25 protein-coding genes and 3 tRNA genes are annotated in these 26,607 nt (G+C 54.1%); 12 read left to right on the top strand and 16 right to left on the bottom strand.

Annotated elements, in window-relative coordinates:
- Nucleotides 1-9: 9 nt before the first annotated feature.
- The 5 genes from miaA to nnr are packed head-to-tail and all read right to left on the bottom strand — an operon-like array spanning nt 10 to nt 6,138.
- Nucleotides 10-960 (bottom strand): tRNA (adenosine(37)-N6)-dimethylallyltransferase MiaA, encoded by a 951-nt coding sequence (miaA, locus tag V6E55_RS12200; RefSeq protein ID WP_049005159.1) that lies wholly within the window; start codon nt 958-960, stop codon nt 10-12.
- Nucleotides 953-2,797, bottom strand: a complete 1,845-nt coding sequence (mutL, locus tag V6E55_RS12195; RefSeq protein ID WP_316942908.1) for a DNA mismatch repair endonuclease MutL — start codon at nt 2,795-2,797, stop codon at nt 953-955. Before mutL ends, miaA begins: the two co-directional genes overlap by 8 nt.
- A 9-nt stretch (nt 2,798-2,806) precedes the next feature.
- Nucleotides 2,807-4,144, bottom strand: coding sequence for an N-acetylmuramoyl-L-alanine amidase AmiB (gene amiB, locus V6E55_RS12190; RefSeq protein ID WP_129996848.1), 1,338 nt, complete (start codon nt 4,142-4,144; stop codon nt 2,807-2,809).
- A 16-nt stretch (nt 4,145-4,160) separates the two neighbouring features.
- Nucleotides 4,161-4,622: a tRNA (adenosine(37)-N6)-threonylcarbamoyltransferase complex ATPase subunit type 1 TsaE gene (gene tsaE / locus V6E55_RS12185; RefSeq protein WP_028016436.1), complete on the bottom strand. Its 462-nt coding sequence runs from the start codon at nt 4,620-4,622 to the stop codon at nt 4,161-4,163.
- Entirely contained in the window at nt 4,615-6,138 is a 1,524-nt protein-coding gene (gene nnr / locus V6E55_RS12180; protein WP_316942907.1) for a bifunctional ADP-dependent NAD(P)H-hydrate dehydratase/NAD(P)H-hydrate epimerase, read from the bottom strand. The genes tsaE and nnr overlap by 8 nt, the downstream gene beginning before the upstream one ends.
- On the opposite strand from nnr, the gene queG reads away from it, so the two are divergent.
- Entirely contained in the window at nt 6,137-7,276 is a 1,140-nt protein-coding gene (gene queG, locus V6E55_RS12175) for a tRNA epoxyqueuosine(34) reductase QueG (RefSeq protein ID WP_129996850.1), read from the top strand. The genes nnr and queG overlap by 2 nt on opposite strands.
- 270 nt (nt 7,277-7,546) lie before the next feature.
- Here queG and V6E55_RS12170 read toward each other — a convergent pair.
- The 4 genes from V6E55_RS12170 to orn all read right to left on the bottom strand — a co-directional run bounded on the left by V6E55_RS12170 (nt 7,547) and on the right by orn (nt 8,588).
- A tRNA-Gly gene (locus V6E55_RS12170) sits at nt 7,547-7,622 on the bottom strand.
- 36 nt (nt 7,623-7,658) lie between these two features.
- Nucleotides 7,659-7,734 (bottom strand) — tRNA-Gly (locus tag V6E55_RS12165).
- A 36-nt stretch (nt 7,735-7,770) separates the two neighbouring features.
- Nucleotides 7,771-7,846, bottom strand: a tRNA-Gly gene (locus V6E55_RS12160).
- A 196-nt stretch (nt 7,847-8,042) separates the two neighbouring features.
- A complete protein-coding gene (orn, locus tag V6E55_RS12155; protein WP_028016433.1) occupies nt 8,043-8,588 on the bottom strand; it encodes an oligoribonuclease in 546 nt (181 codons plus the stop codon).
- 107 nt (nt 8,589-8,695) lie between these two features.
- On the opposite strand from orn, the gene rsgA reads away from it, so the two are divergent.
- The 3 genes from rsgA to mscM all read left to right on the top strand — a co-directional run bounded on the left by rsgA (nt 8,696) and on the right by mscM (nt 14,158).
- A complete protein-coding gene (gene rsgA, locus V6E55_RS12150; RefSeq protein WP_032666746.1) occupies nt 8,696-9,748 on the top strand; it encodes a small ribosomal subunit biogenesis GTPase RsgA in 1,053 nt (350 codons plus the stop codon).
- Between the two features lie 98 nt (nt 9,749-9,846).
- Nucleotides 9,847-10,815 carry an archaetidylserine decarboxylase gene (asd, locus tag V6E55_RS12145; RefSeq protein ID WP_129996852.1) on the top strand — a complete coding sequence of 323 codons (969 nt, stop codon included), beginning with the start codon at nt 9,847-9,849 and terminating at the stop codon, nt 10,813-10,815.
- A gap of 19 nt (nt 10,816-10,834) precedes the next feature.
- A complete protein-coding gene (gene mscM, locus V6E55_RS12140) occupies nt 10,835-14,158 on the top strand; it encodes a miniconductance mechanosensitive channel MscM (RefSeq protein WP_236920163.1) in 3,324 nt (1,107 codons plus the stop codon).
- 38 nt (nt 14,159-14,196) lie between these two features.
- Here mscM and yjeM read toward each other — a convergent pair whose 3' ends face one another.
- Complete coding sequence (yjeM, locus tag V6E55_RS12135; RefSeq protein ID WP_114979652.1) at nt 14,197-15,696, bottom strand: glutamate/gamma-aminobutyrate family transporter YjeM; 1,500 nt, start codon at nt 15,694-15,696, stop codon at nt 14,197-14,199.
- A gap of 196 nt (nt 15,697-15,892) precedes the next feature.
- Nucleotides 15,893-16,870 carry an elongation factor P--(R)-beta-lysine ligase gene (gene epmA, locus V6E55_RS12130; RefSeq protein ID WP_316942906.1) on the bottom strand — a complete coding sequence of 326 codons (978 nt, stop codon included), beginning with the start codon at nt 16,868-16,870 and terminating at the stop codon, nt 15,893-15,895.
- Nucleotides 16,871-17,180: 310 nt separating this feature from the next.
- Here epmA and frdA point away from each other — a divergent pair, with 310 nt between their 5' ends.
- Genes frdA through frdD form a run of 4 tightly spaced genes read left to right on the top strand, consistent with a single transcriptional unit; the run spans nt 17,181 to nt 20,474 of the window.
- Nucleotides 17,181-18,971 carry a fumarate reductase (quinol) flavoprotein subunit gene (gene frdA, locus V6E55_RS12125; RefSeq protein ID WP_028016427.1) on the top strand — a complete coding sequence of 597 codons (1,791 nt, stop codon included), beginning with the start codon at nt 17,181-17,183 and terminating at the stop codon, nt 18,969-18,971.
- A complete protein-coding gene (gene frdB / locus V6E55_RS12120; RefSeq protein ID WP_114979655.1) occupies nt 18,964-19,698 on the top strand; it encodes a fumarate reductase iron-sulfur protein in 735 nt (244 codons plus the stop codon). Before frdA ends, frdB begins: the two co-directional genes overlap by 8 nt.
- A 10-nt stretch (nt 19,699-19,708) precedes the next feature.
- Nucleotides 19,709-20,104 carry a fumarate reductase subunit FrdC gene (gene frdC, locus V6E55_RS12115; RefSeq protein WP_028016425.1) on the top strand — a complete coding sequence of 132 codons (396 nt, stop codon included), beginning with the start codon at nt 19,709-19,711 and terminating at the stop codon, nt 20,102-20,104.
- Between the two features lie 10 nt (nt 20,105-20,114).
- Nucleotides 20,115-20,474: a fumarate reductase subunit FrdD gene (frdD, locus tag V6E55_RS12110; protein ID WP_248091858.1), complete on the top strand. Its 360-nt coding sequence runs from the start codon at nt 20,115-20,117 to the stop codon at nt 20,472-20,474.
- A gap of 30 nt (nt 20,475-20,504) precedes the next feature.
- Here the strand turns inward: frdD and ampR are convergent, their stop codons facing one another.
- The gene (ampR, locus tag V6E55_RS12105) at nt 20,505-21,380 is read right to left on the bottom strand and encodes a LysR family transcriptional regulator AmpR (protein ID WP_316942904.1); all 876 of its coding nucleotides are present in this window, start codon (nt 21,378-21,380) and stop codon (nt 20,505-20,507) included.
- Between the two features lie 132 nt (nt 21,381-21,512).
- Between ampR and blaACT the strand changes: the two genes are divergently transcribed.
- Complete coding sequence (blaACT, locus tag V6E55_RS12100) at nt 21,513-22,658, top strand: ACT family cephalosporin-hydrolyzing class C beta-lactamase (protein WP_316942903.1); 1,146 nt, start codon at nt 21,513-21,515, stop codon at nt 22,656-22,658.
- Nucleotides 22,659-22,754: 96 nt separating this feature from the next.
- On the top strand, nt 22,755-23,285 hold the full coding sequence (locus V6E55_RS12095) for a lipocalin family protein (protein WP_316942902.1): 531 nt from the start codon (nt 22,755-22,757) through the stop codon (nt 23,283-23,285).
- Here V6E55_RS12095 and sugE read toward each other — a convergent pair.
- Nucleotides 23,282-23,599 (bottom strand): quaternary ammonium compound efflux SMR transporter SugE, encoded by a 318-nt coding sequence (sugE, locus tag V6E55_RS12090; RefSeq protein WP_114979659.1) that lies wholly within the window; start codon nt 23,597-23,599, stop codon nt 23,282-23,284. The genes V6E55_RS12095 and sugE overlap by 4 nt on opposite strands.
- 262 nt (nt 23,600-23,861) lie before the next feature.
- Here sugE and V6E55_RS12085 point away from each other — a divergent pair, with 262 nt between their 5' ends.
- A complete protein-coding gene (locus tag V6E55_RS12085; protein ID WP_114979660.1) occupies nt 23,862-24,461 on the top strand; it encodes a response regulator transcription factor in 600 nt (199 codons plus the stop codon).
- Nucleotides 24,462-24,498: 37 nt separating this feature from the next.
- On the opposite strand, the gene ecnB is transcribed toward V6E55_RS12085, so the two are convergent.
- From ecnB to efp, 3 genes are all read right to left on the bottom strand, one after another.
- Complete coding sequence (gene ecnB, locus V6E55_RS12080) at nt 24,499-24,645, bottom strand: lipoprotein toxin entericidin B (RefSeq protein WP_114979661.1); 147 nt, start codon at nt 24,643-24,645, stop codon at nt 24,499-24,501.
- Between the two features lie 108 nt (nt 24,646-24,753).
- On the bottom strand, nt 24,754-24,885 hold the full coding sequence (locus tag V6E55_RS12075; RefSeq protein ID WP_013095266.1) for an entericidin A/B family lipoprotein: 132 nt from the start codon (nt 24,883-24,885) through the stop codon (nt 24,754-24,756).
- Between the two features lie 48 nt (nt 24,886-24,933).
- On the bottom strand, nt 24,934-25,500 hold the full coding sequence (gene efp / locus V6E55_RS12070) for an elongation factor P (protein WP_010427766.1): 567 nt from the start codon (nt 25,498-25,500) through the stop codon (nt 24,934-24,936).
- Nucleotides 25,501-25,540: 40 nt separating this feature from the next.
- On the opposite strand from efp, the gene epmB reads away from it, so the two are divergent.
- Nucleotides 25,541-26,569 (top strand): EF-P beta-lysylation protein EpmB, encoded by a 1,029-nt coding sequence (gene epmB, locus V6E55_RS12065; protein WP_316942901.1) that lies wholly within the window; start codon nt 25,541-25,543, stop codon nt 26,567-26,569.
- The last annotated feature ends 38 nt before the right edge of the window (nt 26,570-26,607 follow it).

Raw genomic sequence — 26,607 nt, 5'->3', positions numbered from 1 at the left:
TGTACACATTCAGTGAGCGATATCACCAACAACCTCAATCACTTCGTTTAACGCCTGTTGCGGTTTTTCACTGTCTAGCCAGTGAACACCCTCCCAACCGCGCAACCAGGTGATCTGGCGCTTCGCTAACTGTCTCGTGGCGCAAACACCTCGATAAACCATTTCATCGTATGAAATCTCACCTTCAAGATACGACCACATCTGGCGGTATCCCACACAACGAATGGAAGGCATATCCGTATGCAAATCTCCACGGGCAAATAGCGCCCGCACTTCTGCTTCAAAATCTGAAGCTAACATCTGATGAAAACGCTGCTCAATTCGCTGATGGAGCAGTTCACGGCTCGCCGGGGCGATGGCGAACTGATGCACCTGGTACGGCAGAGCCTCTCCTGACGTTTGCGTCAGTTCCGTTAAAGTTTTACCCGAAATGAAAAAAACTTCCAGTGCCCGGGAAAGCCTTTGCGGATCATTTGGATGGATCCGTGCTGCGGCAACCGGATCAATCTCTGCCAGTTGCTTGTGCAAAACGTCCCAGCCCTGCTCTGCCGCCTGCTGCTCAATTTTCGCTCTTACTTCTGGATCCGCTGATGGCAGAGGTGATAGCCCCTCCAGCAACGCCTTGAAATAGAGCATGGTTCCGCCAACCAACAGCGGTATACGTCCCGCCGCTGTTATCTCGGCCATCTCAGCTAAGGCATCCCGGCGGAAATCCGCTGCGGAGTAAGCCTGAGCAGGGTCGAGAATATCCAGCAAACGGTGCGGTGCCGCACGCAACTCTTCTGCGTCAGGCTTCGCCGTGCCGATGTCCATCCCCCGATAGATGAGGGCGGAATCAACGCTAATCAACTCTACGGGCAAAACTTTACGCAACTCAATGGCCAGTGCCGTTTTGCCGGAGGCCGTTGGGCCCATCAAAAAAATCGCCTTAGGCAGGCTCGCCTTGCTTACGTCAATCATGTTTCAGGGCGTTCATCGCCGTTTGTAAATCAACAGGTTGTAATAGACCCCCTGGCGGCGTTTTCACCAGCTGCGGACAAAGACGTTCAACCTCTGCCAGCACGCTAATGGCCTGCGCCATACTCCACGGCGTGTGTTCGCTTGCCAGATGACGGGCGATCCACTGCGCGGTGTTGGCGGCATCAAACGATGTTTGCTGCGCCAGGTAGCCTATCAGTTCAGGAATCAAGTTTTGTAAATTTTGTTGGCGTAAGGGTAAAGGCACGGCACGAATTGTCACATGTTGTGGTTCCAGCACAATTTCAATGCCCATCTGCGCCAGTTGTGCCTCTGCACGCTGCAATATCCTTGTTTCTTCAGTGGATATCTTCAGGCGAACCGGGATCAATAGTGGCTGCGCACAGGCCGAATGTTCTCCCGGCGTGAGCTGCACCTGTTTGAGCCAGCGTTCGGCTACGGGCAATGCCAGAAGCATCAATTTGCCGTCGCGCTCAAGCAGAGCCATATCCGGTACGACAATCGTCAACACCCGGCCAAAGCTCTGGCTATGACCGTCCAGGGAAGACGACGCGACCGGGATGTGTTCTTTACGCTCCGCGGCTGGGGTTTCCAGCAATTTTCGATACAACGCCCCCTGCTGCTTTTGATAGCCAGGCTGGGCGTTCGGGTAGTTTGCTCCCGTTGGGCGTGGAGTGCTCCCTGCTGATGAGAAACGCGGCGCTTCCGGCTCGCGTACCGCAGCGGGTTCGGCAAAATGGTTCCGGCCCGCAGCAACACGGTTTTCCGGGAGCGAACGAGGGGCAGGTTCTTCATTTGCCAGTGGCAACACCGGTTCAACCTGCTGTTGCAATACGCTCAGCACGCCCTGATAGATAAAATCATGTACCAGTCGTGACTGGTGGAACCGGACTTCATGCTTGGCTGGATGGACATTCACGTCGACCTGATGCGGGTCGATCTCCAGATACAGCACGAAAGCAGGTTGTTGGTCGGCTCCAAGTTTGTCTTCGCAGGCCTGACGAATGGCGTGATTAATGAGACGGTCCCGCATCATGCGGCCGTTCACGTAGCAATACTGGATCTCCGCGAACGCCGCGCTGCTGGCGTTTGGGTCAGCCACCCAGCCACGTAAAGCCAAATCGCCATGCTGCCACTCAATGGCCAGCGCCTGTTCCAGAAACGGTGTCCCGCAGATAGTTCCCAGTCGACGCTCTTTCTGCCCCCCTTCGGCCACCGCTCTGTACTGGCGCATCACTTTGCCATTATGACTGAGGTTAATGGTGACATCGAAACGGGCCAGCGCGATACGGCGGATGATTTCGTCGATATGGCCGAACTCGGTTTTTTCGGTACGCATAAATTTGCGTCGGGCGGGAGTGTTGTAGAACAGATCCAGGACTTCCAGCGTCGTACCGACAGGGTGCGCCGCGGGTTTGACCGTCACATCCATATCGCGCCCTTCCGCATAGGCCTGCCAGGCTTCTGGCTGGTCAGCCGTGCGAGAGGTCAGCGTCAAACGGGAAACCGAACTGATACTGGCCAGCGCTTCACCGCGAAAGCCGAGGCTAATGATGGCTTCCAGATCATCCAGAGAAGCAATTTTACTGGTAGCGTGACGAGCCAGCGCTAACGCCAGCTCGTCTTTTTTAATGCCACAGCCGTTGTCACGAATGCGGATAAGCTTCGCGCCACCGCGTTCAATATCAATATCAATGCGGGTCGCGCCCGCATCGAGGCTGTTTTCCACCAGCTCCTTCACCACCGACGCAGGGCGTTCTACCACCTCACCGGCGGCGATTTGGTTCGCAAGCTGCGGCGGTAGAACCTGAATCGGCATGAATACTCCTTAGTTGGTCGCAGTTATCTCGCCAGGCTGCGCGGCACTGGCCGTCTGAGCTGCCCCGCCCTGTGGCGCGGACTGCAGAGGATGTGCCTCAAAATATTTACGCAAACCGTTATAAATGGCTTCGGCAAGTTGCTGCTGGTAGCTGTCGCTGCCCAGCAGGCGCTCTTCACTGTTATTGCTGATAAAGCCTGTCTCCACCAGAATGGATGGAATATCCGGCGAACGCAGAACCCCCAGGCTCGCATGCTCCGGACGACGCTTATGCAATGCTCCGATGCCCTGCAATTGATTCAATACGTTAGTGGCGACATCATAACCGACGCGCTGGGAATGACCGAACTGTAAATCCAGTACTGCCTGGCTGAGATATGGGTCAGACTGGCTGTTTGCCAGTACATCACCCGCACCGCCTAACAGTTCAGACTGTTTCTCGTGCTCTTCCAGCCAGTTTGCCATTTCGCTGTTCGCCCTGCGGTTCGAAAGCACCCATACCGATGCGCCAGTCGCGCTACGGTTTGGCGCTGCATCCGCATGAATGGAGACCAGGAAGTTGGCATTTTGTTTACGCGCCACATCTGAGCGACCCATTACAGAGATAAAATAGTCGCCGTCGCGAGTCAGCACGCCTTTGAACATCGGATCATCGTTTAACAGCGTTCGCAGCTTCCGGGCAACCGCAATCGTGACGTTTTTCTCCCGCGTGCCACCAGGACCAATCGCGCCGGGATCCTGACCACCATGCCCAGCATCAATCGCGATAATCACCTTATCACCGCTAACCGCGCGCCGTGTGCTGGCCGCAGGACGCGTGACGGTATTACTGCTGGTGACGCTGGTAATGCGGTCGCTGTCCGATTTAAACGGATTGCGTGCAGGTTCAGAAGGACGCGGCGTGTAAACCGGTTCTTCGACGCGTTTTGCCACTACTGGCGGAGGCGGCGGTGGTGGAGGCGCGTCAGCGTTGATGGTAAACACCACCGTATAATTTGCGCCGTTTTGCTGCTTCACCGCCCGCGTTTTCCCCTTTTCGGTCAGATCGACCACCAGGCGCAATGACTGACTATCTTTTGGCGTTCCCGAGCGGATACTTTTCACCAGGTTGTTACCGCTGAACTGCAAAGGTAAGCCCTGGATCACACCCGTTTGTTTGATATCCAGCGCCACGCTGTGGCTGTCTGGCTGTGAAAAAGCATATTCAGGATCGCCCATAAAACTGAACGTGATCCGGGCCTGGCTTTCGCCATTCGATACCTGAATATCTGAGAGGTTTGCCGCCCCGGCCTGCGCGCACAGCAGCACGGTGGCAGCCAACAACCAACTTTTAACGCGATTAATCATCCCGTTATCCCTAAGCTTAACCGGCTAAACGAGCCAGTAAGGAACACCCTGATGAGGAAACCGCACTGATGCGTGCCTCACGCCCTTGTGCCTGGTAATCTAAGTGAATTTCGACATCCGGGTCAGGCAACACACCCGCACCTTGTTGCGGCCACTCCACCAGGCAGATGGCATCATTGGCAAAATAATCACGGATCCCCATAAATTCCAGCTCCTCAGGATCCGCAAGGCGGTATAAATCGAAGTGGTACACCATGAGATTTTCAAGGGTGTACGGTTCTACCAGCGTGTAGGTTGGGCTTTTCACATTCCCGCTATGCCCTAACGCCTGTAAAAAGCCCCGGCTGAAGGTGGTTTTACCCGCACCTAAATCACCATACAGATAAATGACGGTTGCCCCCTGACAGGCCTGCGCCACGCGCTTGCCGAGATCTAAAGTGGCTTGTTCATCAGGTAAAGGAATCGCTCGATTAGTCATTTTCTACGTCAATCACATCCGGGTTAACAACACGCCGCAGCGTGCAAAAAAGATCGGTGGCCAGCATACCGCGTGTACCGTAACGTGCAGCCAGTTGATCTGCCGCTGCACCGTGAGCCACGCAGCCCGCACAGGCTGCATCATAAAGGGGAAGTTTCTGTCCAAGCAATGCGCCAATGATGCCTGAAAGCACATCACCCATTCCGCCACTCGCCATGCCCGCATTTCCGGCATCAATAATACCCAGCGTCTCGTCACTGGCGACGACGGTTCCTGCCCCTTTCAAGACGGCAACACCTCCGTAACGTTTTACCAGACGTCGTGCAGAAAGTAAGCGATCGCTTTCAATTTCTGCCACGCTGCAATTAAGCAGACGCGCGGCTTCGCCGGGGTGTGGCGTCAGAATGCGATTGTGACGCTTATCCGGGTTGATTGCCAGAAGGTTCAGCGCGTCAGCATCCCACAGCATCGGTTTACGAAAATTCTCGACCTTTTGCAGGGCCTGTTTACCCCATGCCTGCTGCCCAAGCCCGGGGCCGATAACGACCACATCTGCCCACTCGAGGCTTTCCTCGAGCATCGGGAGCGTAAGCTCATGCACCATCAACTCGGGCCTGGCAGTAATGATCGGCGCAATATTCTCAATGCGCGTGAGGACTCGTACCAGACCAGCACCGCTTCGCAATGCCGCTTCACCCGCCATGCGGATAGCCCCCGCCGTACCGTAGTCCCCCCCTACAATCACCAGTTTGCCATGATCGCCTTTATGGGATGTGGGACGTCTCGGGAGCAGCCACTCTGCAAGCTGCGAAGCATCAAAGCGCGAAAGGTGCGTTTCCTGACCGGCTAGCCAACTGTCCAGCCCCAGCGCATTGTGGTGCAACACACCAACCACATCCCGCGCTTTGCCAGTCAGTAAACCCGGTTTCAGGGCGATGAATGTTACCGTATGCGCAGCCTGAATCACCGCCCCCGGCGTCGCGCCAGTTTGGGCCATCAGGCCTGAAGGAATATCAAGCGCCACCACCGGCGCGGAATGGCAATTGGCATGTGTAATCAGCGCGGCAATGTTCTCACGCGGCGCACTGCGTAGACCGGTCCCGAGCAGACCATCAATAATCAGATCTATATCCTCCGGCCAGAGGATATCAGGCGCATGAATCACACCTCCTGCGTTCAGCCAGGCATCTCGTGCCGTGCTGGCCTCCTCCGGCAGCGGTTTAGCACTCTCCAGCGCCAGCAACGTGACGCGGATACCCGCAGCACTGGCAAGACGGGCGACGACATAGCCATCACCGCCGTTATTGCCGTGCCCGCACAAAACCAGCCAGTGTCTGGATTGCGGGTATGCATTGTGGGCAACGTTAAATGCGGCTTCGCCTGCGCGCTGCATGAGTTCATATAGGGTGATACCGAGGCTGTCTGCTGCCTCTTTTTCGGCGCGCCGGAGGTCGTCCGCATGCCAGATGGAATGTGGTATACTTGCGGGGTTTTTCTTCACTGTATGGTCCGTCATGTCACAGCCCCTCGATCTCAATCAGTTAGCGCAAAAAATTAAACAGTGGGGTGCTGAGCTTGGCTTCCAGAAGGTAGGCATTACCGATACCGACCTCTCCGCCAGCGAGCCGAAACTACAGGCCTGGCTGGACAAACAATACCACGGCGAAATGGAGTGGATGGCGCGTCATGGCATGATGCGCGCCCGTCCACACGAGCTTTTGCCGGGCACATTACGTGTCATCAGTGTGCGCATGAACTACCTGCCCGCCAACGCGGCTTTTGCGCGCACGCTAAAAAACCCCTCGCTGGGTTACGTCAGCCGGTACGCCCTGGGACGTGATTATCATAAGCTTCTGCGTAACCGTTTAAAAAAACTCGGGGAAACTATTCAGCAGCACTGTGTTTCGCTGAATTTTAGACCCTTTGTCGATTCTGCGCCTATTCTTGAGCGCCCGATCGCTGAAAAAGCCGGGCTTGGCTGGACAGGTAAGCACTCACTTATCCTTAGCCGCGACGCCGGATCGTTCTTCTTCCTCGGGGAACTGCTGATTGATTTACCCTTGCCGGTAGACGGCCCAGTGGAGGAAGGCTGTGGCCGCTGCGTGGCCTGTATGACTATCTGCCCCACCGGCGCGATCGTTGAACCCTATACTGTTGATGCTCGCCGCTGCATCTCCTACCTCACTATCGAACTGGAAGGTGCAATCCCTGAGGAGTTCCGGCCACTTATCGGCAACCGAATCTATGGCTGCGATGACTGTCAGTTGATCTGCCCATGGAACCGCTATTCACAACTTACGGATGAAGAAGACTTCAGCCCGCGTAAGGCGCTGCACGCACCGCAACTCATTGAGCTGTTCGCCTGGAGCGAAGCCTGGTTCCTGAAAGTGACCGAAGGGTCTGCCATTCGTCGTATCGGACATCTACGCTGGCTACGTAATGTTGCCGTTGCTCTGGGTAATGCGCCCTGGGATGAAGCCAATATTCAGGCGCTCGAAAGCCGCAGAGGTGAGCACCCACTTCTCGATGAACACATAGAATGGGCGGTTGCACAGCAAATTGAGAAGCGAAATGCCTGCGTAGTCGAGGTGCAATTACCGAAGAAACAACGTCTGGTGAGAGTGATTGAGAAAGGGCTTACGCGCGACGCATAATATATTCACAGCCTGTGTATAAAAATACAAACTCAAGCAGCATCGGGACTGGAGAAGAGGTCAAGTGATCTCAATAACATTTTGAAATCAAATTTTATTCATATAATACAATAGACTACATGAATACTATTCACCCTGCTAAGTTTTTAGCCGATTCCGGTTAAACGTAGTTTCTGTGGATAACTCTGTTTACAAGAGTATTTCAGATGCAACGAAAATCGTCCCCAACGAATCTTTTCGCTGTGGATAATTTAGAGATGAAGAAGAATTTGGAGCGGGAAACGAGACTCGAACTCGCGACCCCGACCTTGGCAAGGTCGTGCTCTACCAACTGAGCTATTCCCGCTTGGGTGGTCCGTGCTGTGGAAGCACTTTCAAATTTTGGAGCGGGAAACGAGACTCGAACTCGCGACCCCGACCTTGGCAAGGTCGTGCTCTACCAACTGAGCTATTCCCGCTTGGGTGGTGCATGCTTTAAAAGCACTTTCAAATTTTGGAGCGGGAAACGAGACTCGAACTCGCGACCCCGACCTTGGCAAGGTCGTGCTCTACCAACTGAGCTATTCCCGCAAATCTGTACTGCTTTTGTTGCTGTCGTAACGTGTAATTCTCTGTCGTTACGGGAGGCGCATTATACGAGAAATCCTTTTAGCTGCAACCCCCCTGAAAGCGATTTTTTTGAAATTCAGTTCAAATGCTTATTTAATCGGCAAGCTGCACAATTTAACGGCAAAAACCCGGCCACGCAAGGCGCCGGATCTCAAAATCACAGCTTAATGAAGTTTTCGCGGTAGTACGCCAGCTCTGCAACAGACTCACGAATATCGTCCATTGCCTGGTGCGTCCCCTGTTTTTTAAAGCCATCCAGGATTTCAGGTTTCCAGCGACGAGCCAGCTCTTTCAGGGTGCTCACATCCAGATAGCGGTAGTGGAAGTAAGACTCGAGCTCCGGCATGTACTTAAACAGAAAGCGGCGATCCTGGCCGATGCTATTACCACAGATTGGCGATTTGCCTGCCGGAACCCACTGTTTCAGGAATTCAAGCGTCGCCAGCTCCGCCTCACGGTCGCCCTGAGTACTGGCCTTCACGCGATCCACCAGACCGCTGCCGGTATGGGTACGCACGTTCCAGTCATCCATCAATGCAAGCTGTTCATCAGATTGATGAACCGCAATCGTCGGCCCTTCCGCCAGAATATTCAGGTTGGCATCGGTCACCAGGGTTGCAATCTCAATGATGCGATCGCGCTCGGGATCCAGCCCGGTCATTTCAAGATCGATCCAAATCAGGTTGTTTTCATCCGCGCTCATGTTATTTTCCACCCTTCTCGCATAACCGGCAGTAGCAGGTTAACTAGTATTAATTAGAGTGTATCATAGAGGTTTTGCCCCTTACGGGCGACCAGGAGCCAGCGCGATTGAGTAAAAATAAACTCTCCAAAGGGCAGCAGCGCCGTGTGAATGCCAATCACCAGCGCCGTCTTAAAACCACTTCGGAGAAGGTCGATTACGACGACAACCTGTTTGGCGAACCAACGGAAGGCGTAGTCATCAGCCGTTTCGGTATGCATGCCGATGTGGAATCCGCCGATGGCGAGATCCACCGCTGCAACATCCGCCGGACCATTCGTTCTCTGGTGACCGGTGACCGCGTCGTCTGGCGTCCAGGTAAAGAGGCGGCGGAAGGTGTTACGGTAAAAGGTATCGTTGAAGCGGTTCATGAGCGCACGTCTGTGTTAACCCGTCCTGATTTCTACGACGGCGTGAAACCGATTGCCGCCAACATTAACCAAATCGTTATCGTCTCGGCGATTTTGCCCGAACTTTCACTCAATATTATCGACCGATACCTCGTCGCCTGCGAAACGCTGCAGGTTGAACCGATTATCGTGCTGAACAAAATCGATCTGCTGGATGACGAAGGGATGGCGTTCGTCAATGAACAGATGGATATCTATCGCAAAATTGGATACCGCGTTCTGATGGTCTCCAGCTACACCAAAGATGGCCTGAAACCGCTGGAAGAGGCGCTCACCGATCGTATCAGCATCTTTGCGGGTCAGTCCGGCGTGGGTAAATCGAGCCTGCTGAACAACCTGCTTGGTCTCCAGCAGGAGATCCTCACCAACGATGTGTCTGATGTCTCGGGCCTGGGCCAGCACACCACCACCGCATCGCGCCTGTATCACTTCCCACATGGTGGTGATGTGATCGACTCTCCGGGGGTGCGTGAATTCGGTTTATGGCATCTCGAGCCGGAACAAATCTTCAACGGATTTGTCGAATTCCATGATTATTTAGGCGCTTGCAAATACCGCGACTGTAAACACGATAACGACCCGGGTTGCGCTATCCGTGAAGCGGTCGAGAACGGTGAAATCGCGGAGACTCGCTTCGAGAATTACCACCGTATTCTTGAGAGCATGGATCAAGTAAAAACGCGTAAAAACTTTTCTGATTCTGATAACTGACAACTAAGCTAAGCATCGCTAAAATCGTCCCCCATTTTTCAGGTTCCGGTGCTTTGCCACCGGATCAGGAACGACAAAACAATGGCCTGGAGGCTACCTTGTTAAACGCATTTAAACTTTCGCTTCAATACATTCTGCCAAAACTGTGGCTCACTCGCCTGGCGGGCTGGGGCGCAAGCAAACGAGCAGGCTGGCTGACCAAACTGGTCATCGACCTTTTCGTAAAATATTACAAGGTCGACATGAAAGAGGCGCAGAAGCCGGATACCGCCAGCTATCGCACCTTCAACGAATTCTTCGTGCGCCCACTGCGCGACGAGGTTCGTCCGGTTGATACCGATCCTAACGTGCTGGTGATGCCTGCAGATGGCGTGATTAGCCAGTTAGGTAACATCGAAGACGACAAAATCCTGCAGGCGAAAGGCCATAACTACAGCCTGGAAGCCTTGCTGGCGGGTAACTACCTGATGGCAGACCTGTTCCGCAACGGTACTTTTGCCACCACGTATCTGTCACCGCGCGACTATCACCGCGTGCACATGCCGTGCAACGGTATCCTGCGTGAAATGATATACGTCCCGGGCGATCTGTTCTCTGTGAACCATCTGACCGCGCAAAACGTACCAAACCTGTTTGCCCGTAACGAACGCGTCATCTGCCTGTTTGATACTGAATTTGGCCCAATGGCGCAGATTCTGGTGGGGGCAACCATCGTGGGTAGCATTGAAACCGTCTGGGCAGGCACCATCACCCCGCCACGTGAAGGCGTGATCAAACGCTGGACATGGCCTGCTGGTGAAGTAGAAGGCTCTGTAGCCCTGCTGAAAGGTCAGGAGATGGGTCGCTTTAAGCTGGGCTCAACCGTTATCAACCTGTTTGCGCCGGGCAAAGTGAAACTGGTGGAACAGCTCGAAAGCTTGTCAGTCACCAAACTGGGTCAGCCGCTGGCGGTCTCTACCGAAACCTTCGTGACGCCAGATGCAGAACCTGCTCCGCTGTCACAGGAAGAGATCAACGCTGAGCACAACGCCAGCCCGTTGGTTGATGACAAACAAGACGAAGGCTAATAACAGAAGGATCGCTGACGTGCGCCCGATTATCGTTCTACTGATGGCCTGGTGCCTCAGCATGGGGGCGTACGCAGCGACAGCCCCCGACGCAAAACAGATAACACAGGAACTGGAACAGGCTAAAGCGGCAAAGCCCGCTCAGCCAGAGACCGTTGAGTCGCTCCAGTCCGCACTGAATGCGCTTGAGGAGCGGAAAGGCTCCCTTGAGCGCGCTCAGCAATATCAGCAAGTTATCGACAATTTCCCCAAGCTTTCGCAAACGCTACGCACCCAGTTGAGCAATCTGCGCGATGAACCGCGCGATGTGCCTGCAGGCATGACCTCTGACGCGCTGAATCAGGAGATTCTGCAGGTTAGCAGTCAGCTTCTGGAAAAGAGCCGTCTGGCACAGCAGGAGCAGGAACGTTCGCGTGAAATCGCCGATTCGCTGAGCCAGCTTCCGCAACAACAAACCGATGCCCGCCGTCAGCTCAACGAGGTTGAGCGCCGCGTCGGTACTCAAACGGGTAACACGCCGCAAAACCAGGCACAAAATCTGTCGCTTCAGGCTGAATCAGCCAGACTCAAAGCACTGGTCGATGAACTGGAACTGGCGCAACTCTCGGCAAATAACCGCCAGGAGCTGTCGCGGATGCGCTCTGAGCTGGCACAAAAGCAGAGCGAACAGCTCGATGCTTACTTGCAGGCACTCCGTAATCTGCTCAACAGCCAGCGTCAGCGTGAAGCCGAGCGCGCACTGGAAAGTACCGAGCTACTGGCGGAAAACAGCGCGAACTTGCCTGTCGGCATCGTCGATCAGTTCAAGGTCAACCGTGAGCTTTCCGCGGCACTGAACCAACAGGCACAACGTATGGACCTGGTCGCTTCACAACAGCGGCAGGCGACGAACCAAACCCTGCAGGTCCGCCAGGCGCTCAACACTCTGCGTGAGCAGTCTCAGTGGCTTGGGTCATCAAACCTGCTGGGCGAGGCGTTACGTGCTCAGGTTGCACGCCTGCCGGAAATGCCGAAGCCGCAGCAGTTGGATACCGAGATGGCCCAGCTACGCGTTCAGCGGCTGCACTTTGAAGACCTTCTCAATAAACAGCCGCAAATTCGCCAGATCCGTCAGGCTGATGGGCAACCTCTGAGCAGTGAGCAAAACCGGATCCTTGAGGCCCAGTTGCGCACCCAGCGTGAACTACTGAACTCACTGCTCCAGGGCGGTGATACGCTGATCCTCGAGCTTACCAAGCTGAAAGTGTCCAACAGTCAGCTGGAAGATGCGCTGAAAGAGGTGAACGAGGCAACACACCGTTACCTCTTCTGGACCTCCGACGTGCGTCCAATGACCTTCTCGTGGCCAATTGAGATTGTTCAGGATCTGCGCCGCCTGATTTCGCTGGACACCTTTAGCCAGTTGGGAAAAGCCAGCGTGATGATGCTCACCAGCAAAGAGACTATCTTCCCGCTGCTGGGTGCATTGATTCTGGTAGGTTTCAGCATCTATTCGCGCCGGCATTTTACCCGTTTTCTGGAGCGTTCCAGTTCCCGCGTGGGCAAAGTCACCCAGGATCACTTCTGGCTGACGCTACGCACGGTGTTCTGGTCGATTCTCGTGGCCTCCCCCCTGCCGGTATTGTGGATGACGCTGGGGTACGGCTTGCGGGAAGCCTGGCCCTATCCGCTCGCCGTGGCGATAGGCGATGGCGTCACCGCGACGGTTCCACTGCTGTGGGTCGTGATGATTTGCGCCACATTCGCGCGACCAAATGGCCTGTTCATCGCCCACTTTGGCTGGCCGCGTAATCGTGTTGCACGTGCCATGCGTTACTACCTGATGAGCATCGGGCTGATTGTGCCACTCATTATGGCGCTGATTATGTTCGATAATCTCAACGACCGGGAGTTCTCAGGCTCACTGGGTCGCCTCTGCTTTATGCTGATATGCGGGGCGCTGGCCATCGTCACGCTCAGCCTGAAACGCGCCGGCATACCGCTCTATCTTGATAAATCCGGTAGCGGCGACAACATGTTCAACCGCCTGCTCTGGAACCTGCTGCTGAGCGCTCCGCTGATTGCGATGCTGGCAGCGGCGGTGGGTTACCTGGCGACCTCGAAGGCGCTGCTGGCACGACTGGAAACCTCGGTGGCGATCTGGTTCCTGCTTCTGGTGGTGTATCACGTCATCCGTCGCTGGATGTTGATTCAGCGCCGCCGACTGGCCTTCGACCGTGCCAAGCATCGCCGGGCAGAGATCCTCGCTCAGCGTGCGCGCGGTGAGGATGAGCCAAACCACGTCAACAGTACGGAAGGGACGACGGAAGCGGACGACGTAGAGCTAGATCTGGATGCCATCAGTACCCAGTCCCTGCGTCTGGTGCGCTCCATTCTGATGCTGATTGCTCTCCTGTCGGTGATCGTGCTGTGGTCGGAAATTCACTCCGCATTTGGCTTCCTGGAGAACATCTCTCTCTGGGACGTGACATCTACAGTTCAGGGCGTGGAAAGTCTGGAGCCGATAACCTTAGGAGCTGTGTTGATTGCCATTCTGGTGTTGATCATCACCACCCAACTGGTACGTAACTTCCCGGCGCTGCTGGAGCTGGCTCTGCTGCAACATCTGGATTTAACCCCCGGCACGGGCTACGCCATTACCACCATCACTAAATACCTGATCCTGCTCTTTGGCGGGATGGTCGGTTTCTCAATGATCGGCATTGAATGGTCTAAATTGCAGTGGCTGGTCGCGGCACTGACATTTGGGCTTGGCTTTGGCATGCAGGAGATTTTCGCTAACTTTGTTTCTGGCCTGATCATCCTGTTCGAAAAACCGATTCGTATTGGCGATACGGTGACGATCCGCGATCTGACCGGTAGCGTAACGAAGATCAATACCCGCGCCACAACGATCAGCGACTGGGACCGTAAAGAGATCATCGTGCCGAACAAGGCATTCATCACCGAGCAGTTCATCAACTGGTCGCTGTCAGACTCGGTCACACGTGTTGTGCTGACACTACCGGCACCGTCGGATGCCAATAGTGAAGAGGTGACACAGATCCTCTACACCGCAGCCGAGCGCTGCACACTGGTGCTCGATACCCCGGCACCGGAAGTGTTCCTGGTCGATTTGCAGCAGGGGATTCAGATTTTCGAGCTGCGTATTTACGCTGCAGAAATGGGACACCGTATGCCGCTGCGCCATGAGATCCACCAGCTGATTCTGGCTGGCTTCCGCGAGCATGGTATTGATATGCCGTTCCCACCGTTCCAGATGCGTCTGGAAAGTCTGGACGGACGTAAAACGGGAAGAACATTGACGTCGGCAGCACGTAAGCGCCCGGCGGGAAGCCTGTAAATCTTCGCCCCTCTCTTTCGGGAGGGGCGCTTTAACCACTACACCGCTTCTGTAACGTACGCCACTGAGCGTCGGCGGTAATTCTCGTAAATCCCCATCGCCAGCAGCGAGAAGAAGATCGGGCCGCCAACCATCCACAGCGCGCTGTTCCAGTCATTCGCCTCAATCACTGGCTGAATGACAGTGAAGATATTCGCAAACGCCACCACCAGCACGACCACGGTCGTCGCCAGTAGCGTTGATGTGCGGGTTTTAAAAATCACAAACGGACGTTCAAGATCCTGCTTCGCTTTGAAGAACGGGAACGCCAGCGTCAGGAACAGATACGGCAGCGTCATCGACACGTTCGCCATCAGAGTCAGCTTGTTATAGAACGCTGACGCGGTATCACCGCCAAACGACACCAGCAGAATGAACACGCACACCAACAAACATTGCATCCACATCGCGTTGGCAGGCATTCCCGCCGTATTCAGTTGCGTCATACGCGCTGGCCACAGCGCTTTTGGCGTGCCCTGGATTATCGCTTTCAATGGCGAGTAGATCAGCGTGAAGAACGCGCCGGTATAGGCGAGGAACATTGACAGGCCGGTAATGCGTGCAAACCAGACGCCCATTGTCGCCGCCGCTTCCGGTGTCAGGTTCATCGCCTGTCCCAGCGTCATTCCCAGGCTTTTCATCAACACATAAGTAATGTTGCCAAGGTTAGTGGTGTTGTTGCTCAACACCTGCTGCCAGTTGGTACTGACACCCCAGAGGAAGATTGCCAGCGAATAGCCAATGGAGATGACGATAGCAGCAAATATAATCCCTTTCGCGAAGTTCTTTTCAGGGTTCTCCGTTTTGTCGACCAGACCACCTACCGCCTCGATACCCCCGTAGGCGAAAATGGCGAACACCACGAAAGAGAGCATCGCAAGGCCGGACTGATAACTTGGGTTAGGCGAAGCAACAAAGTTCACCTCCTGCGCAAAGTGACCACCGTTCAGGCACAGAATAGCGATACTGACCAGCAGCAGTACCAGATTCAAACACATTACTGCGATCCCGCCCACGGCGGTAATCCGGGCAATTTTATTGATGCCTTTAGACGCGACCAGCGTCACAACCACCATCCAGCAAACAGCCAGAATCCCGACCACCTGTGTAGAACTGAGGCCCGCCAGAGACCAGACCTGGGTTTTATCGCTACCGAAAACAAACGTCGAGAACGGTACCCAAACTTTGGCCGCAGTACTGACCATCCAGACGACGTAAGAAGAAAACCACATAAACGTGCCAATAAACGCGTAGCGCGGGCCGATACTGTTATTCATCCACGAGTAGATCCCTCCTTCTTCTTTCCGGTATGCCGACCCCATTTCGGCCATCATCAGCGCGAATGGGATGAAGAAGAACAGGGCTGAAACGATATAGAACGGCGTCGCACTGTAACCCATCAGGTAAAAGGCCGACGGGCTATTAGCAAAGCCAAAGACGGAGGTAAAAATCATCAGGATGAGCCCGGTAAGGGTCATCTTTTTGAGTGAGTGAGACATAGAACCATCCAAAGGAAATTAATCTGCGCGGATGGTAGCAGAAGACCAGATAAATATTGTGGTTATAAGAAGCAAATTAAGAAAAAGACCCGCGTATAGAGAAAATGGCAGTTTTTAATATTGTCACACGGAAATGGAAAGGAAAATTGCCAGAGGGGGCGTAGGCCGGGCAAGCGCAGCGCCACCCGGCATTTTTTCAGGCGCGATCGACCGTAAACGCAATCACATCGCCCAACTGTTCTGCACTCAGCGCCAGCATCACCAGACGATCAACACCCAGCGCCACACCGGAGCAGTCCGGCAGGCCAGCTTTTAACGCCTCCAGCAGGTTGGTATCAATCGGCTGCTGCGGCAGACCGCGCGCGGCACGCTTGCGGTTATCCTGCTCGAAGCGCTGCTGCTGTTCGCGCGCGTCGGTCAATTCGTGGAAACCGTTCGCCAGCTCAATACCTTTGTAATAGACCTCAAAACGCTCTGCAACACGATGATCTTCCGTGCTGATCTGCGCCAGCGACGCCTGGCTTGCCGGGAAGTGATAAACAAACGCCGGACGGTCTTTGCCAATCTGCGGTTCAACACCAAAAGTGAACAGTAACTGCAGCAGCGTATCGCGATCTTCTTCAGTATCCGCCACATTGCTGAGATCCAGTTTTGCCGCCACTTCGCGCAATTGAGCCTTGTCTGCTGACAACGGATCGATTTCCAGATAGCGCTGGAAAGCCTGCTGATAGGAGAGAGTTTCCGCTTCTGAGCAATCCAGCACCTGCTGCAACAGGTCATCCACTTCATTCATCAGGCGGTACATATCATAGTGCGGTCGATACCACTCCAGCATGGTGAATTCCGGATTGTGGTGACGTCCCATCTCTTCATTACGGAAGCTTCTGCACAGCTGATACACCGGACCACATCCCGCCGCCAGCAGGCGTTTCATGTGGTATTCCGGGCTGGTCATCAGATACAAATTCATGCCCTGAGAGTGCCCCGGGCCAACAAAACGGGTTTCAAACGGGACCAGATGAATATCGGTTACCGTTGCCTGACTCATGCACGGCGTTTCCACCTCCAGGACTCCGCGGTCAGCAAAGAAACGGCGGATCTCCGTCATAATTGCAGCGCGTTTTAACAGATTTGGGATGGATGCGCTCGGCTGCCAGGTGGCCGTTTCGCTCATGGGTAATTCTCCGATTTCAGACAAGGGCACGAAGTCTACTCGTTAGCGGGGACAGAGACAAATTTTGCGCAGTAAAAACGCGCATTTCATTTAGGTGTGCAATTACGTGACGCAATTCATCAACCACGATGATAAATCACCGTACAGAACAGCAAAAAAATCGAACACGTCAAATTTCCCTGACATCTACACGGTTATACTGTTTTACCCATAAAGGAGCAGTGGAAACGCTTTCGCAATTGTCCCTTTGGGCAGGTGAACTACCTTTAGTTTGTCGCGTTGCGAAATAACAAAAATCTGGAGGAATGTCGTGCAAACTTTTCAAGCCGATCTTGCCGTAATTGGCGCTGGCGGTGCTGGATTACGTGCTGCGATTGCTGCAGCACAAGCTAATCCCAACGCTAAAATCGCATTGATTTCAAAAGTCTATCCAATGCGCAGCCACACGGTTGCAGCTGAAGGAGGGTCCGCCGCCGTCGCGCAGGATCATGACAGCTTTGAATACCATTTCCACGACACGGTTGCAGGGGGCGACTGGCTTTGCGAACAGGATGTGGTCGACTACTTTGTGCACCATTGTCCTACGGAGATGACCCAGCTTGAACAGTGGGGATGTCCGTGGAGTCGCCGTCCGGACGGCAGCGTCAACGTTCGCCGCTTCGGTGGGATGAAAATCGAACGTACCTGGTTCGCCGCCGATAAGACCGGCTTCCACATGCTGCACACTCTGTTCCAGACTTCTCTTCAGTTCCCACAAATTCAGCGCTTTGATGAACATTTCGTCCTCGACATTCTGGTTGATGACGGACAGGCTCGTGGCCTGGTGGCGATGAACATGATGGAAGGCACGCTCGTCCAGATCCGCGCTAATGCGGTGGTGATGGCAACGGGCGGTGCGGGCCGCGTGTATCGCTACAATACCAACGGCGGCATCGTCACCGGTGACGGTATGGGCATGGCGCTCAGCCACGGTGTGCCGCTGCGCGATATGGAGTTCGTACAGTATCACCCGACCGGTCTGCCAGGCTCCGGCATTCTGATGACGGAAGGCTGCCGTGGTGAAGGTGGCATTCTGGTCAACAAAAATGGCTATCGCTATCTGCAGGATTACGGCATGGGCCCGGAAACTCCGCTTGGCGAGCCGAAAAACAAATACATGGAACTCGGTCCGCGCGACAAAGTCTCCCAGGCCTTCTGGCACGAGTGGCGCAAAGGCAACACCATCTCCACGCCACGCGGCGATGTGGTCTATCTCGACCTGCGTCACCTGGGTGAGAAGAAGCTGCTGGAACGCCTGCCGTTCATCTGCGAACTGGCAAAAGCTTACGTCGGTGTTGATCCGGTGAAAGAACCGATTCCGGTACGTCCAACCGCGCACTACACCATGGGCGGGATCGAAACCGACCAGCAGTGCGAAACCCGTATCAAAGGTCTGTTCGCGGTCGGTGAGTGTTCCTCTGTGGGCCTGCACGGCGCCAACCGTCTGGGGTCTAACTCGCTGGCAGAGCTGGTCGTCTTTGGTCGCATGGCGGGCGAGCGCGCAATGGAACGCGCGGCTACAGCGGGCGAAGCTAACGGTGCCGCGCTTGATGCTCAGGTTACTGACGTTGAAAAACGCCTGAAAGACCTGGTGAACCAGGAAGGTAACGAGAACTGGTCTAAGATCCGCGATGAAATGGGCCTGTCGATGGAAGAAGGCTGTGGTATCTACCGTACCCCTGAGCTGATGCAAAAAACCGTCGATAAGCTGGCGGAGTTGCAGGAGCGTTTCAAACGTGTGCGCATTACTGATACCTCCAGCGTCTTCAACACCGACCTGCTCTATACCATTGAGCTGGGTCACGGCCTGAACGTGGCAGAATGTATGGCGCACTCTGCGCTGGCGCGTAAAGAGTCACGCGGGGCGCATCAGCGTCTTGACGAAGGCTGTACCGAACGTGACGACGTCAATTTCCTGAAACACACTCTCGCCTGGCGCGATGCAGATGGCACTACGCGTCTGGACTACAGCGACGTGAAAATCACCACGCTGCCACCGGCTAAACGCGTGTACGGCGCAGAAGCAGAAGCCGCCGAGAAGAAGGAGAAGGCGAATGGCTGAGATGCAAAAACTGAAAGTTGAAGTGGTGCGCTACAATCCGGAAGTGGACACCGCACCACATAGCGCTTTCTATGAAGTCCCCTATGACGAGCAAACCTCTCTGCTGGATGCGCTTGGCTATATCAAAGATAACCTCGCACCAGACCTGAGCTACCGCTGGTCCTGCCGCATGGCCATCTGCGGCTCCTGCGGCATGATGGTTAACAAAGTGCCGAAACTGGCCTGTAAAACCTTCCTGCGTGATTACACCAGGGGCATCAAGGTTGAAGCGCTGGGCAACTTCCCGATTGAGCGCGATCTGGTGGTCGATATGACCCACTTTATCGAAAGTCTGGAAGCCATTAAGCCTTACATCATCGGCAATCCGCGCACGCCGGATCAGGGTCCAAATACCCAAACACCGGCCCAGATGGCGAAATACCATCAGTTCTCCGGCTGCATCAACTGTGGCCTGTGTTACGCCGCATGTCCGCAGTTTGGCCTGAACCCAGAATTCATCGGCCCAGCCGCTATTACGCTGGCGCACCGCTATAACGAAGACAGCCGCGACCACGGTAAAAAAGAACGTATGGCGCAGCTTAACAGCCAGAACGGCGTCTGGAGCTGTACTTTCGTGGGTTACTGCTCCGAAGTCTGTCCGAAGCATGTCGACCCGGCCGCCGCTATTCAGCAGGGTAAAGTGGAAAGCTCGAAAGACTTTCTTATCGCTACCCTGAAACCACGCTAAGGAGTGCATGATGACGACTAAACGCAAAGCCTATGTACGGCCTGTGCCGTCCACCTGGTGGAAAAATCTGCCGTTTTATCGCTTCTATATGCTGCGTGAAGGCACAGCGGTGCCGGCGGTCTGGTTCAGTCTTGAACTGATGTACGGTGTTTTCGCCCTCAAGCATGGTCCGGAAACCTGGGCAAGCTTTGTTGGTTTTCTACAAAACCCGATCATTGTTGTCCTGAACCTGATTGTGCTCGCGGCCGCGTTGCTTCATACCAAAACCTGGTTTGAACTGGCGCCAAAAGCGGCGAACATTATCGTAAAAGGCGAAAAAATGGGGCCAGAGCCGGTGATTAAAGGGCTCTGGGCAGTGACGATTCTGGTCACTGTGGTCATTCTGTTTGTCGCACTGTTCTGGTAAGGAGACTATTGTGATCAATCCAAATCCAAAACGTTCTGACGAGCCGGTCTTCTGGGGGCTGTTTGGCGCTGGCGGCATGTGGAGTGCCATTATCGCACCGGTGATCATCCTGCTGATCGGCATTATGCTGCCGCTGGGGCTGTTCCCGGGCGACGCACTGAGCTACGAACGCGTACTGGCGTTTGCGGGCAGCTTTATCGGCCGCGTATTTATCTTCCTGATGATCGTCCTGCCGCTGTGGTGTGGCCTGCACCGTATTCACCATGCGATGCATGACCTGAAAATCCATGTTCCGAGTGGTAAATGGGTCTTCTACGGCCTGGCAACCATTCTGACCGTGGTAACGCTGATTGCCGTGGTCACCATCTGACCCTTCTGGCCCGCCCTCCGGCGGGCCTTTTTATTTCTGCATTTTGCCCACCAGCCACTGCGCAAACTCACGCATTGCCGGGGTTTCGGCTCTAGACTGAAGTCTTGTTAACCAGTAACTGCCCAGATCAATCTGTGTGGCAAACGGCTGCACAATACGCTCGCTGTTGAGCAAATGCGTAAACATATCGACCGGAGCGATCGCAATTCCCACACCGGCCTGCGCAGCTTCCAGCATGGTGACAGACGAATCAAACACCATCACCCGATGCGTGGGTGACGGGGGATTCTCCCCCGCCGCCTGCATCCACGCCGACCACTCATCGCGTCGGTAGGAGCGCAGCAGGGTAAATTTCAGAATGTCGGCCGGAGTATGTAGCCCGGCGGCGATATCAGGTGAGCAAAGCGGGGCCAGCGGCGCATGACAAAGAAACTGCGCTTCGGTACCGTGCCATGCTCCCCCACCATAGCGGATCGTGTAATCAAGCCCCTCAGCCGCCGGATCAACGCGATTGTTATGGGTTGAAAGGTGAAGATCGATATGCGGGGAGCAGCGGCGGAAATCAGCCAACTGCGAGAATAAAAAACCGGTCGCAAAGGTTCCTACCACACCAATTTTGAGCTTCTCCTGGGCGCGATGGCTGGCGAAGCGATCCAGCATTCCCGCGATACGATCGAACGAATCGTTAAGCACTGGCAGCAAATTCTCACCTTCCGTCGTCAGCATCAGCCCGCGCGAAACACGGACAAAAAGCTGGCAGTTCAGATGCTGTTCCAGCGTCTTAACATGCTGGCTGATAGCAGAATGGGTAACATTCAGCTCTATTGCAGCATGAGTAAAACTAAGGTGCCTTGCGGCTGCTTCGAAGGCACGAAGCGAATTAAGCGGGAGATAGCTGCGAGTCATTGCCCCATCCGTTAGAAAAATTAACAGCTAATGCTAAATTTAACCGTTTGTCAGCGACAGTCAAATCCCACAGACTACAGCTGTCTGACGGGCCCGGACACTCCCTTGACCTGCTATTACGGAAGATAACTGATGATGAAAAAATCCCTTTGCTGCGCCCTGTTACTCAGCACCTCCTGTTCCGTCTTTGCTGCACCAATGTCAGAAAAACAGCTGGCTGCAGTGGTCGAACGTACCGTTACCCCGCTGATGAAAGCGCAGGCCATCCCGGGGATGGCGGTCGCGGTAATTTACCAGGGTCAGCCGCACTACTTTACCTTCGGCAAAGCCGATATCGCGGCGAACAAACCTGTTACCCCGCAAACATTGTTCGAGCTGGGTTCTATAAGTAAAACCTTCACCGGCGTTTTGGGTGGCGATGCCATTGCTCGCGGTGAAATTTCCCTAAGCGATCCGGTGACGAAATACTGGCCGGAGCTGACAGGCAAGCAGTGGCAGGGAATTCGCATGCTGGATCTGGCTACCTATACTGCGGGTGGTCTGCCATTACAGGTACCGGATGAGGTGACCGATAACGCCTCTCTGCTGCGCTTCTATCAAGACTGGCAGCCAGCGTGGAAGCCGGGAACCACGCGTCTTTATGCGAACGCCAGTATTGGTCTTTTTGGCGCCCTTGCGGTCAAACCTTCCGGCATGAGCTATGAGCAGGCCATGACGACGCGGGTCTTTAAGCCGCTCAAGTTGGACCATACGTGGATTAACGTTCCGCAATCAGAACAAGAGCATTACGCCTGGGGTTACCGTGACGGTAAAGCAGTCCATGTTTCGCCGGGCATGCTGGACGCTGAAGCCTATGGCGTGAAAACCAACGTCAAAGATATGGCAAGCTGGGTGATGGCGAACATGGCCCCCGAGACTCTGCAGGATGCCTCTCTGATGCAAGGGATCGCCCTTGCGCAATCCCGCTACTGGCGCGTAGGTGCTATGTATCAAGGGTTAGGCTGGGAGATGCTGAACTGGCCGGTAGAAGCCAAAACTGTGGTCGAGGGTAGCGATAATAAGGTGGCCCTGGCACCGTTGCCTGCGGTAGAAGTGAATCCCACGGCCCCTCCGGTAAAAGCGTCCTGGGTGCATAAAACGGGCTCTACTGGCGGGTTTGGTAGCTATGTGGCGTTTATTCCAGAAAAGCAGCTCGGCATTGTGATGCTGGCAAATAAAAGCTACCCGAACCCGGCGCGAGTTGAGGCGGCATATCGTATCCTCGACGCGCTGAAGTAAAACATTGCCGGGTGGCGACTCCGCTTACCCGGCAAAACACCCCGCATTTTCCTTGCCGTCATCTACACTTAACAAAAAAACAGTAAGGAAACTCCTATGCGCATTCTGCCTGTTATCGCCGCGGTGACAGCCGCGTTTTTAGTGGTTGCCTGTAGTTCCCCTACCCCACCTTCTGGCGTTACCGTTGTCACGCCTTTCGATGCACAACGCTTCCTCGGAACATGGTATGAAATCGCCCGCCTGGACCATCGGTTCGAACGGGGCTTAGAGAAAGTGACAGCACATTACAGCCCAATGGATGATGGCGGTATTCAGGTTATTAACCGGGGTTATAATCCTGATCGGGAGATGTGGCAGCAGTCGACAGGAAAAGCATACTTCACTTGCGACCCACGGAGGGCCGCGCTCAAAGTCTCCTTCTTTGGCCCCTTCTATGGCGGTTACAACGTGATAGCTCTCGACAAAGAGTACCGCCATGCGCTGGTTTGCGGGCCGGATCGCAACTACCTGTGGATACTCTCCCGCACGCCGACCATTTCGTCTGAGATGAAACAGCAGATGCTGGATGTTGCGACCCGACAGGGGTTTGATGTGTCAAAACTCATCTGGGTAGAACAACCCCATTAATGCGTGCTGAGTTTCAACCCAATGATACCGGCCACGATCAGAGCGAGGCTGGCGATACGCGCCAGGCTCGCTGACTCTCCCAGCAGCAGAATGCCCGTGATGGCCGCGCCTACGGCGCCAATCCCTGTCCAGACAGCATAAGCAGTTCCCACAGGCAGAGAACGCATCGCCCACGACAACAGGACGATACTCACTATCATCGCGCTAACGGTAATGACGCTGGGCGTCAGACGGGTAAATCCGTGGGTGTACTTGAGACCAATCGCCCATACCACTTCGAGCAGGCCGGCAATTAAAAGAACGATCCAGGACATTTAAGGCTCCTTAACTTACAGGTAAGTTGGGGCCGTCCCCGGTGAAAGATACGCTTACGGGTCGTCCCGCAAGGCAAAGATTACGCCCTTTATTTTGCTTAGCGTGCGATTTTTTTTCAATCCTTTTCTGCTGAACACGTTAAGGCAAGAAATAGCCGCAGTATGGCGCGGAGTTCAGGCATTTATCACTCATCTGACTTCTCTATGATGATGTGCTTTCTGATGGCAGGAAGCCAAACCACTAGCCGACTGCGAATAAAATATGTTCAAAATTCTCTTGATTGACCGTTGTCACTTCACCCGTGCAGGGTTTGAAGCATGGCTCAATCACTCCGGTTTGTTCCCGGGGCACTACGTTGTGACCGGGCTGAATAATCTATTTCTTGCCAGAGAGCACATTCTGCAATGGAAACCCAATCTGGTTATCGCTGACCTTTACGGTTTCAGGCAGGATATTCACCATTACCAGCAGCTCTCTACCTTACTTAACGCCAGTGAAAGATTGCCTTTTATCTTGCTGCAATCGGGTGAAGACAGCGGCATGAAAGACTGGCTCAGGCAGTTCCCTGTCTGGTCTTCGCTGTTGAAAGATACCGTTCTTGAAGAACTGGCAACGGTGATCAACGACGCATTAATCTCACACAAGAATGCTGACAGACCAAAAGTCGCAGTCCCCCTGCTGACTCGCCAGGAAGAGAAGGTGCTGACATTGTGGATGGACGGCGCGAGCAATCAGAAAATTGCTGCTCACCTGAGTATCAATGGGAAAACGGTCTATACCTATAAACGAAATATCCGCATGAAATTGCATATGGATACCCGTTTTTCACCGTTTTTATCCCTGCAGGAATCAGAAAGCTGACGGTACGAAACCCGTCAGGTCTCGTACCGTTTGTTAATTACTGCTGAGCTTTTGTTGCAGCGCCAGAGATTGCGTTACCACCTTCAGAAATATCCTGACCTACGCCACGCGTGGTATTACAGGCAGTTAACACAGAAGAAAGAACCAGGACTGAAAAGATCGCTGCAATTGTCTTCTTAACCATAATATCTTCCTTTTATAGCCAAAGTTGTTTTGTGTATAGCAACTTAAGAATAGACAAAATCCCGTCAGTTGACGGAAAGGGAGACATTTTTAGGAAAAGTAAACGAACTTAGCTGGCTGCATGAGAAATGATATGACCAAGATCCTGGATATCTTCCCCCATTCCACGCGTAGTGTTACAGCCGGAAAGCAAGGCGCTGGAGAGTGCTAACAGAAGTAGAATTTTAACGGTACGTTTCATCATCCCTGCCTGCAAAAATCAGGCGCAGCGGGCGCTGCGCCTTTACTATTACTTCACGCGAGATACGTATTCGCCGGAGCGGGTATCCACTTTGATCACTTCGCCAGTCTGTACAAACAGTGGAACTTTAACCACTGCACCGGTAGACAGTTTGGCTGGCTTACCACCAGTACCTGCGGTGTCACCTTTCAGACCTGGATCGGTTTCAACGATTTCCAGCTCAACGAAGTTCGGTGGGGTCACAGCGATAGGCTGACCATTCCACAGGGTTACGATGCACTCAGCCTGATCCAGCAGCCATTTCGCGCTGTCACCTACCGCTTTCTCATCAGCAGACAGCTGTTCGAAAGTGGAGTTGTTCATGAAATGATAGAACTCACCGTCGTTGTACAGGTAGGTCAGGTTCATATCAACAACATCAGCGCCTTCAGCAGAGTCAGTAGACTTGAAGGTTTTCTCAACACGAGTACCGGTCAACAGGCGGCGCAGCTTAACGCGTGCGAATGCCTGGCCTTTACCTGGTTTAACGAATTCGCTGGCTTCAACCGCGTACGGTTCGCCGTCCATCATGATTTTAAGACCAGCACGAAAATCGTTGCTATAGTACGTTGCCATAAGGCCCTCTAAATTTGTTAACTGGTAGCTAAGCCACAAAATGGCGCATATTGTAACCCTAAACACCCCGTCCAGAGAAGATTGGTTATCGCAACTTGCCGATGTAATCACCAGTCCTGATGAATTGCTGCGTCTTTTAGACCTCGATCAGCACCCAGAGTTGCTTGCAGGCCGTGAGGCGAAGCGCCTCTTTGCCTTGCGTGTTCCCCGCGCGTTTGTTGCCAGAATGGAGAAGGGGAACCCCGATGATCCTTTATTAAAACAAACGCTTACCTCGCAGGATGAGTTTATTACTGCGCCGGGATATAGCACTGATCCTCTGGAAGAGCAGAACAGTGTGGTGCCAGGTTTACTGCATAAGTATCTCAACCGAGCCCTGCTGCTGGTAAAAGGTGGCTGCGCGGTAAATTGTCGTTATTGCTTCCGTCGGCACTTCCCGTATGCGGAAAATCAGGGTAATAAACGCAACTGGCAGGTCGCGCTGGACTATATTGCCGCCCATCCCGAGCTGGACGAGATCATTTTTTCCGGTGGTGACCCGCTGATGGCGAAAGATCATGAGCTGGACTGGCTGCTAAACCAGCTTGAAGCCATCCCGCACATCAAACGTCTGCGTATTCACAGTCGTTTACCGATTGTCATTCCAGCACGTATCACTGACGCTCTGGTTTCACGTCTGGAGCAGTCCCGTTTGCAGGTGCTGCTGGTGAACCACATTAACCACGCCAATGAAATCGACAGCGAGTTTCGTGAGGCAATGGTACGTTTGCGTAAAGCGGGGGTGACACTGCTGAACCAGAGCGTGCTGCTGCGGGGCGTGAATGATAGCGCCCGTGTACTGGCTGATCTGAGCAATGCCCTGTTTGATGCCGGAGTGATGCCCTATTACCTGCACGTGCTGGATCGCGTTCAGGGTGCGGCACATTTCATGGTGACGGACGAGGAAGCCCGGCAGATTATGCGTGAACTGTTAACGCTGGTTTCAGGCTATATGGTGCCGAAACTGGCACGTGAGATTGGCGGTGAGCCGAGTAAGACGCCGCTGGATTTACAGCTGCGGCAGCACTAGTTTCCCCTCACCCTAACCCTCTCCCGTTGGGAGAGGGA

The organism is Enterobacter sp. 342, assembly GCF_036663495.1.
Classification (GTDB): Bacteria; Pseudomonadota; Gammaproteobacteria; order Enterobacterales; family Enterobacteriaceae; genus Enterobacter.
The sequence above is the reverse complement of the archived record's forward strand: the minus strand, read 5'-3'. Positions and strand labels throughout refer to the sequence as shown.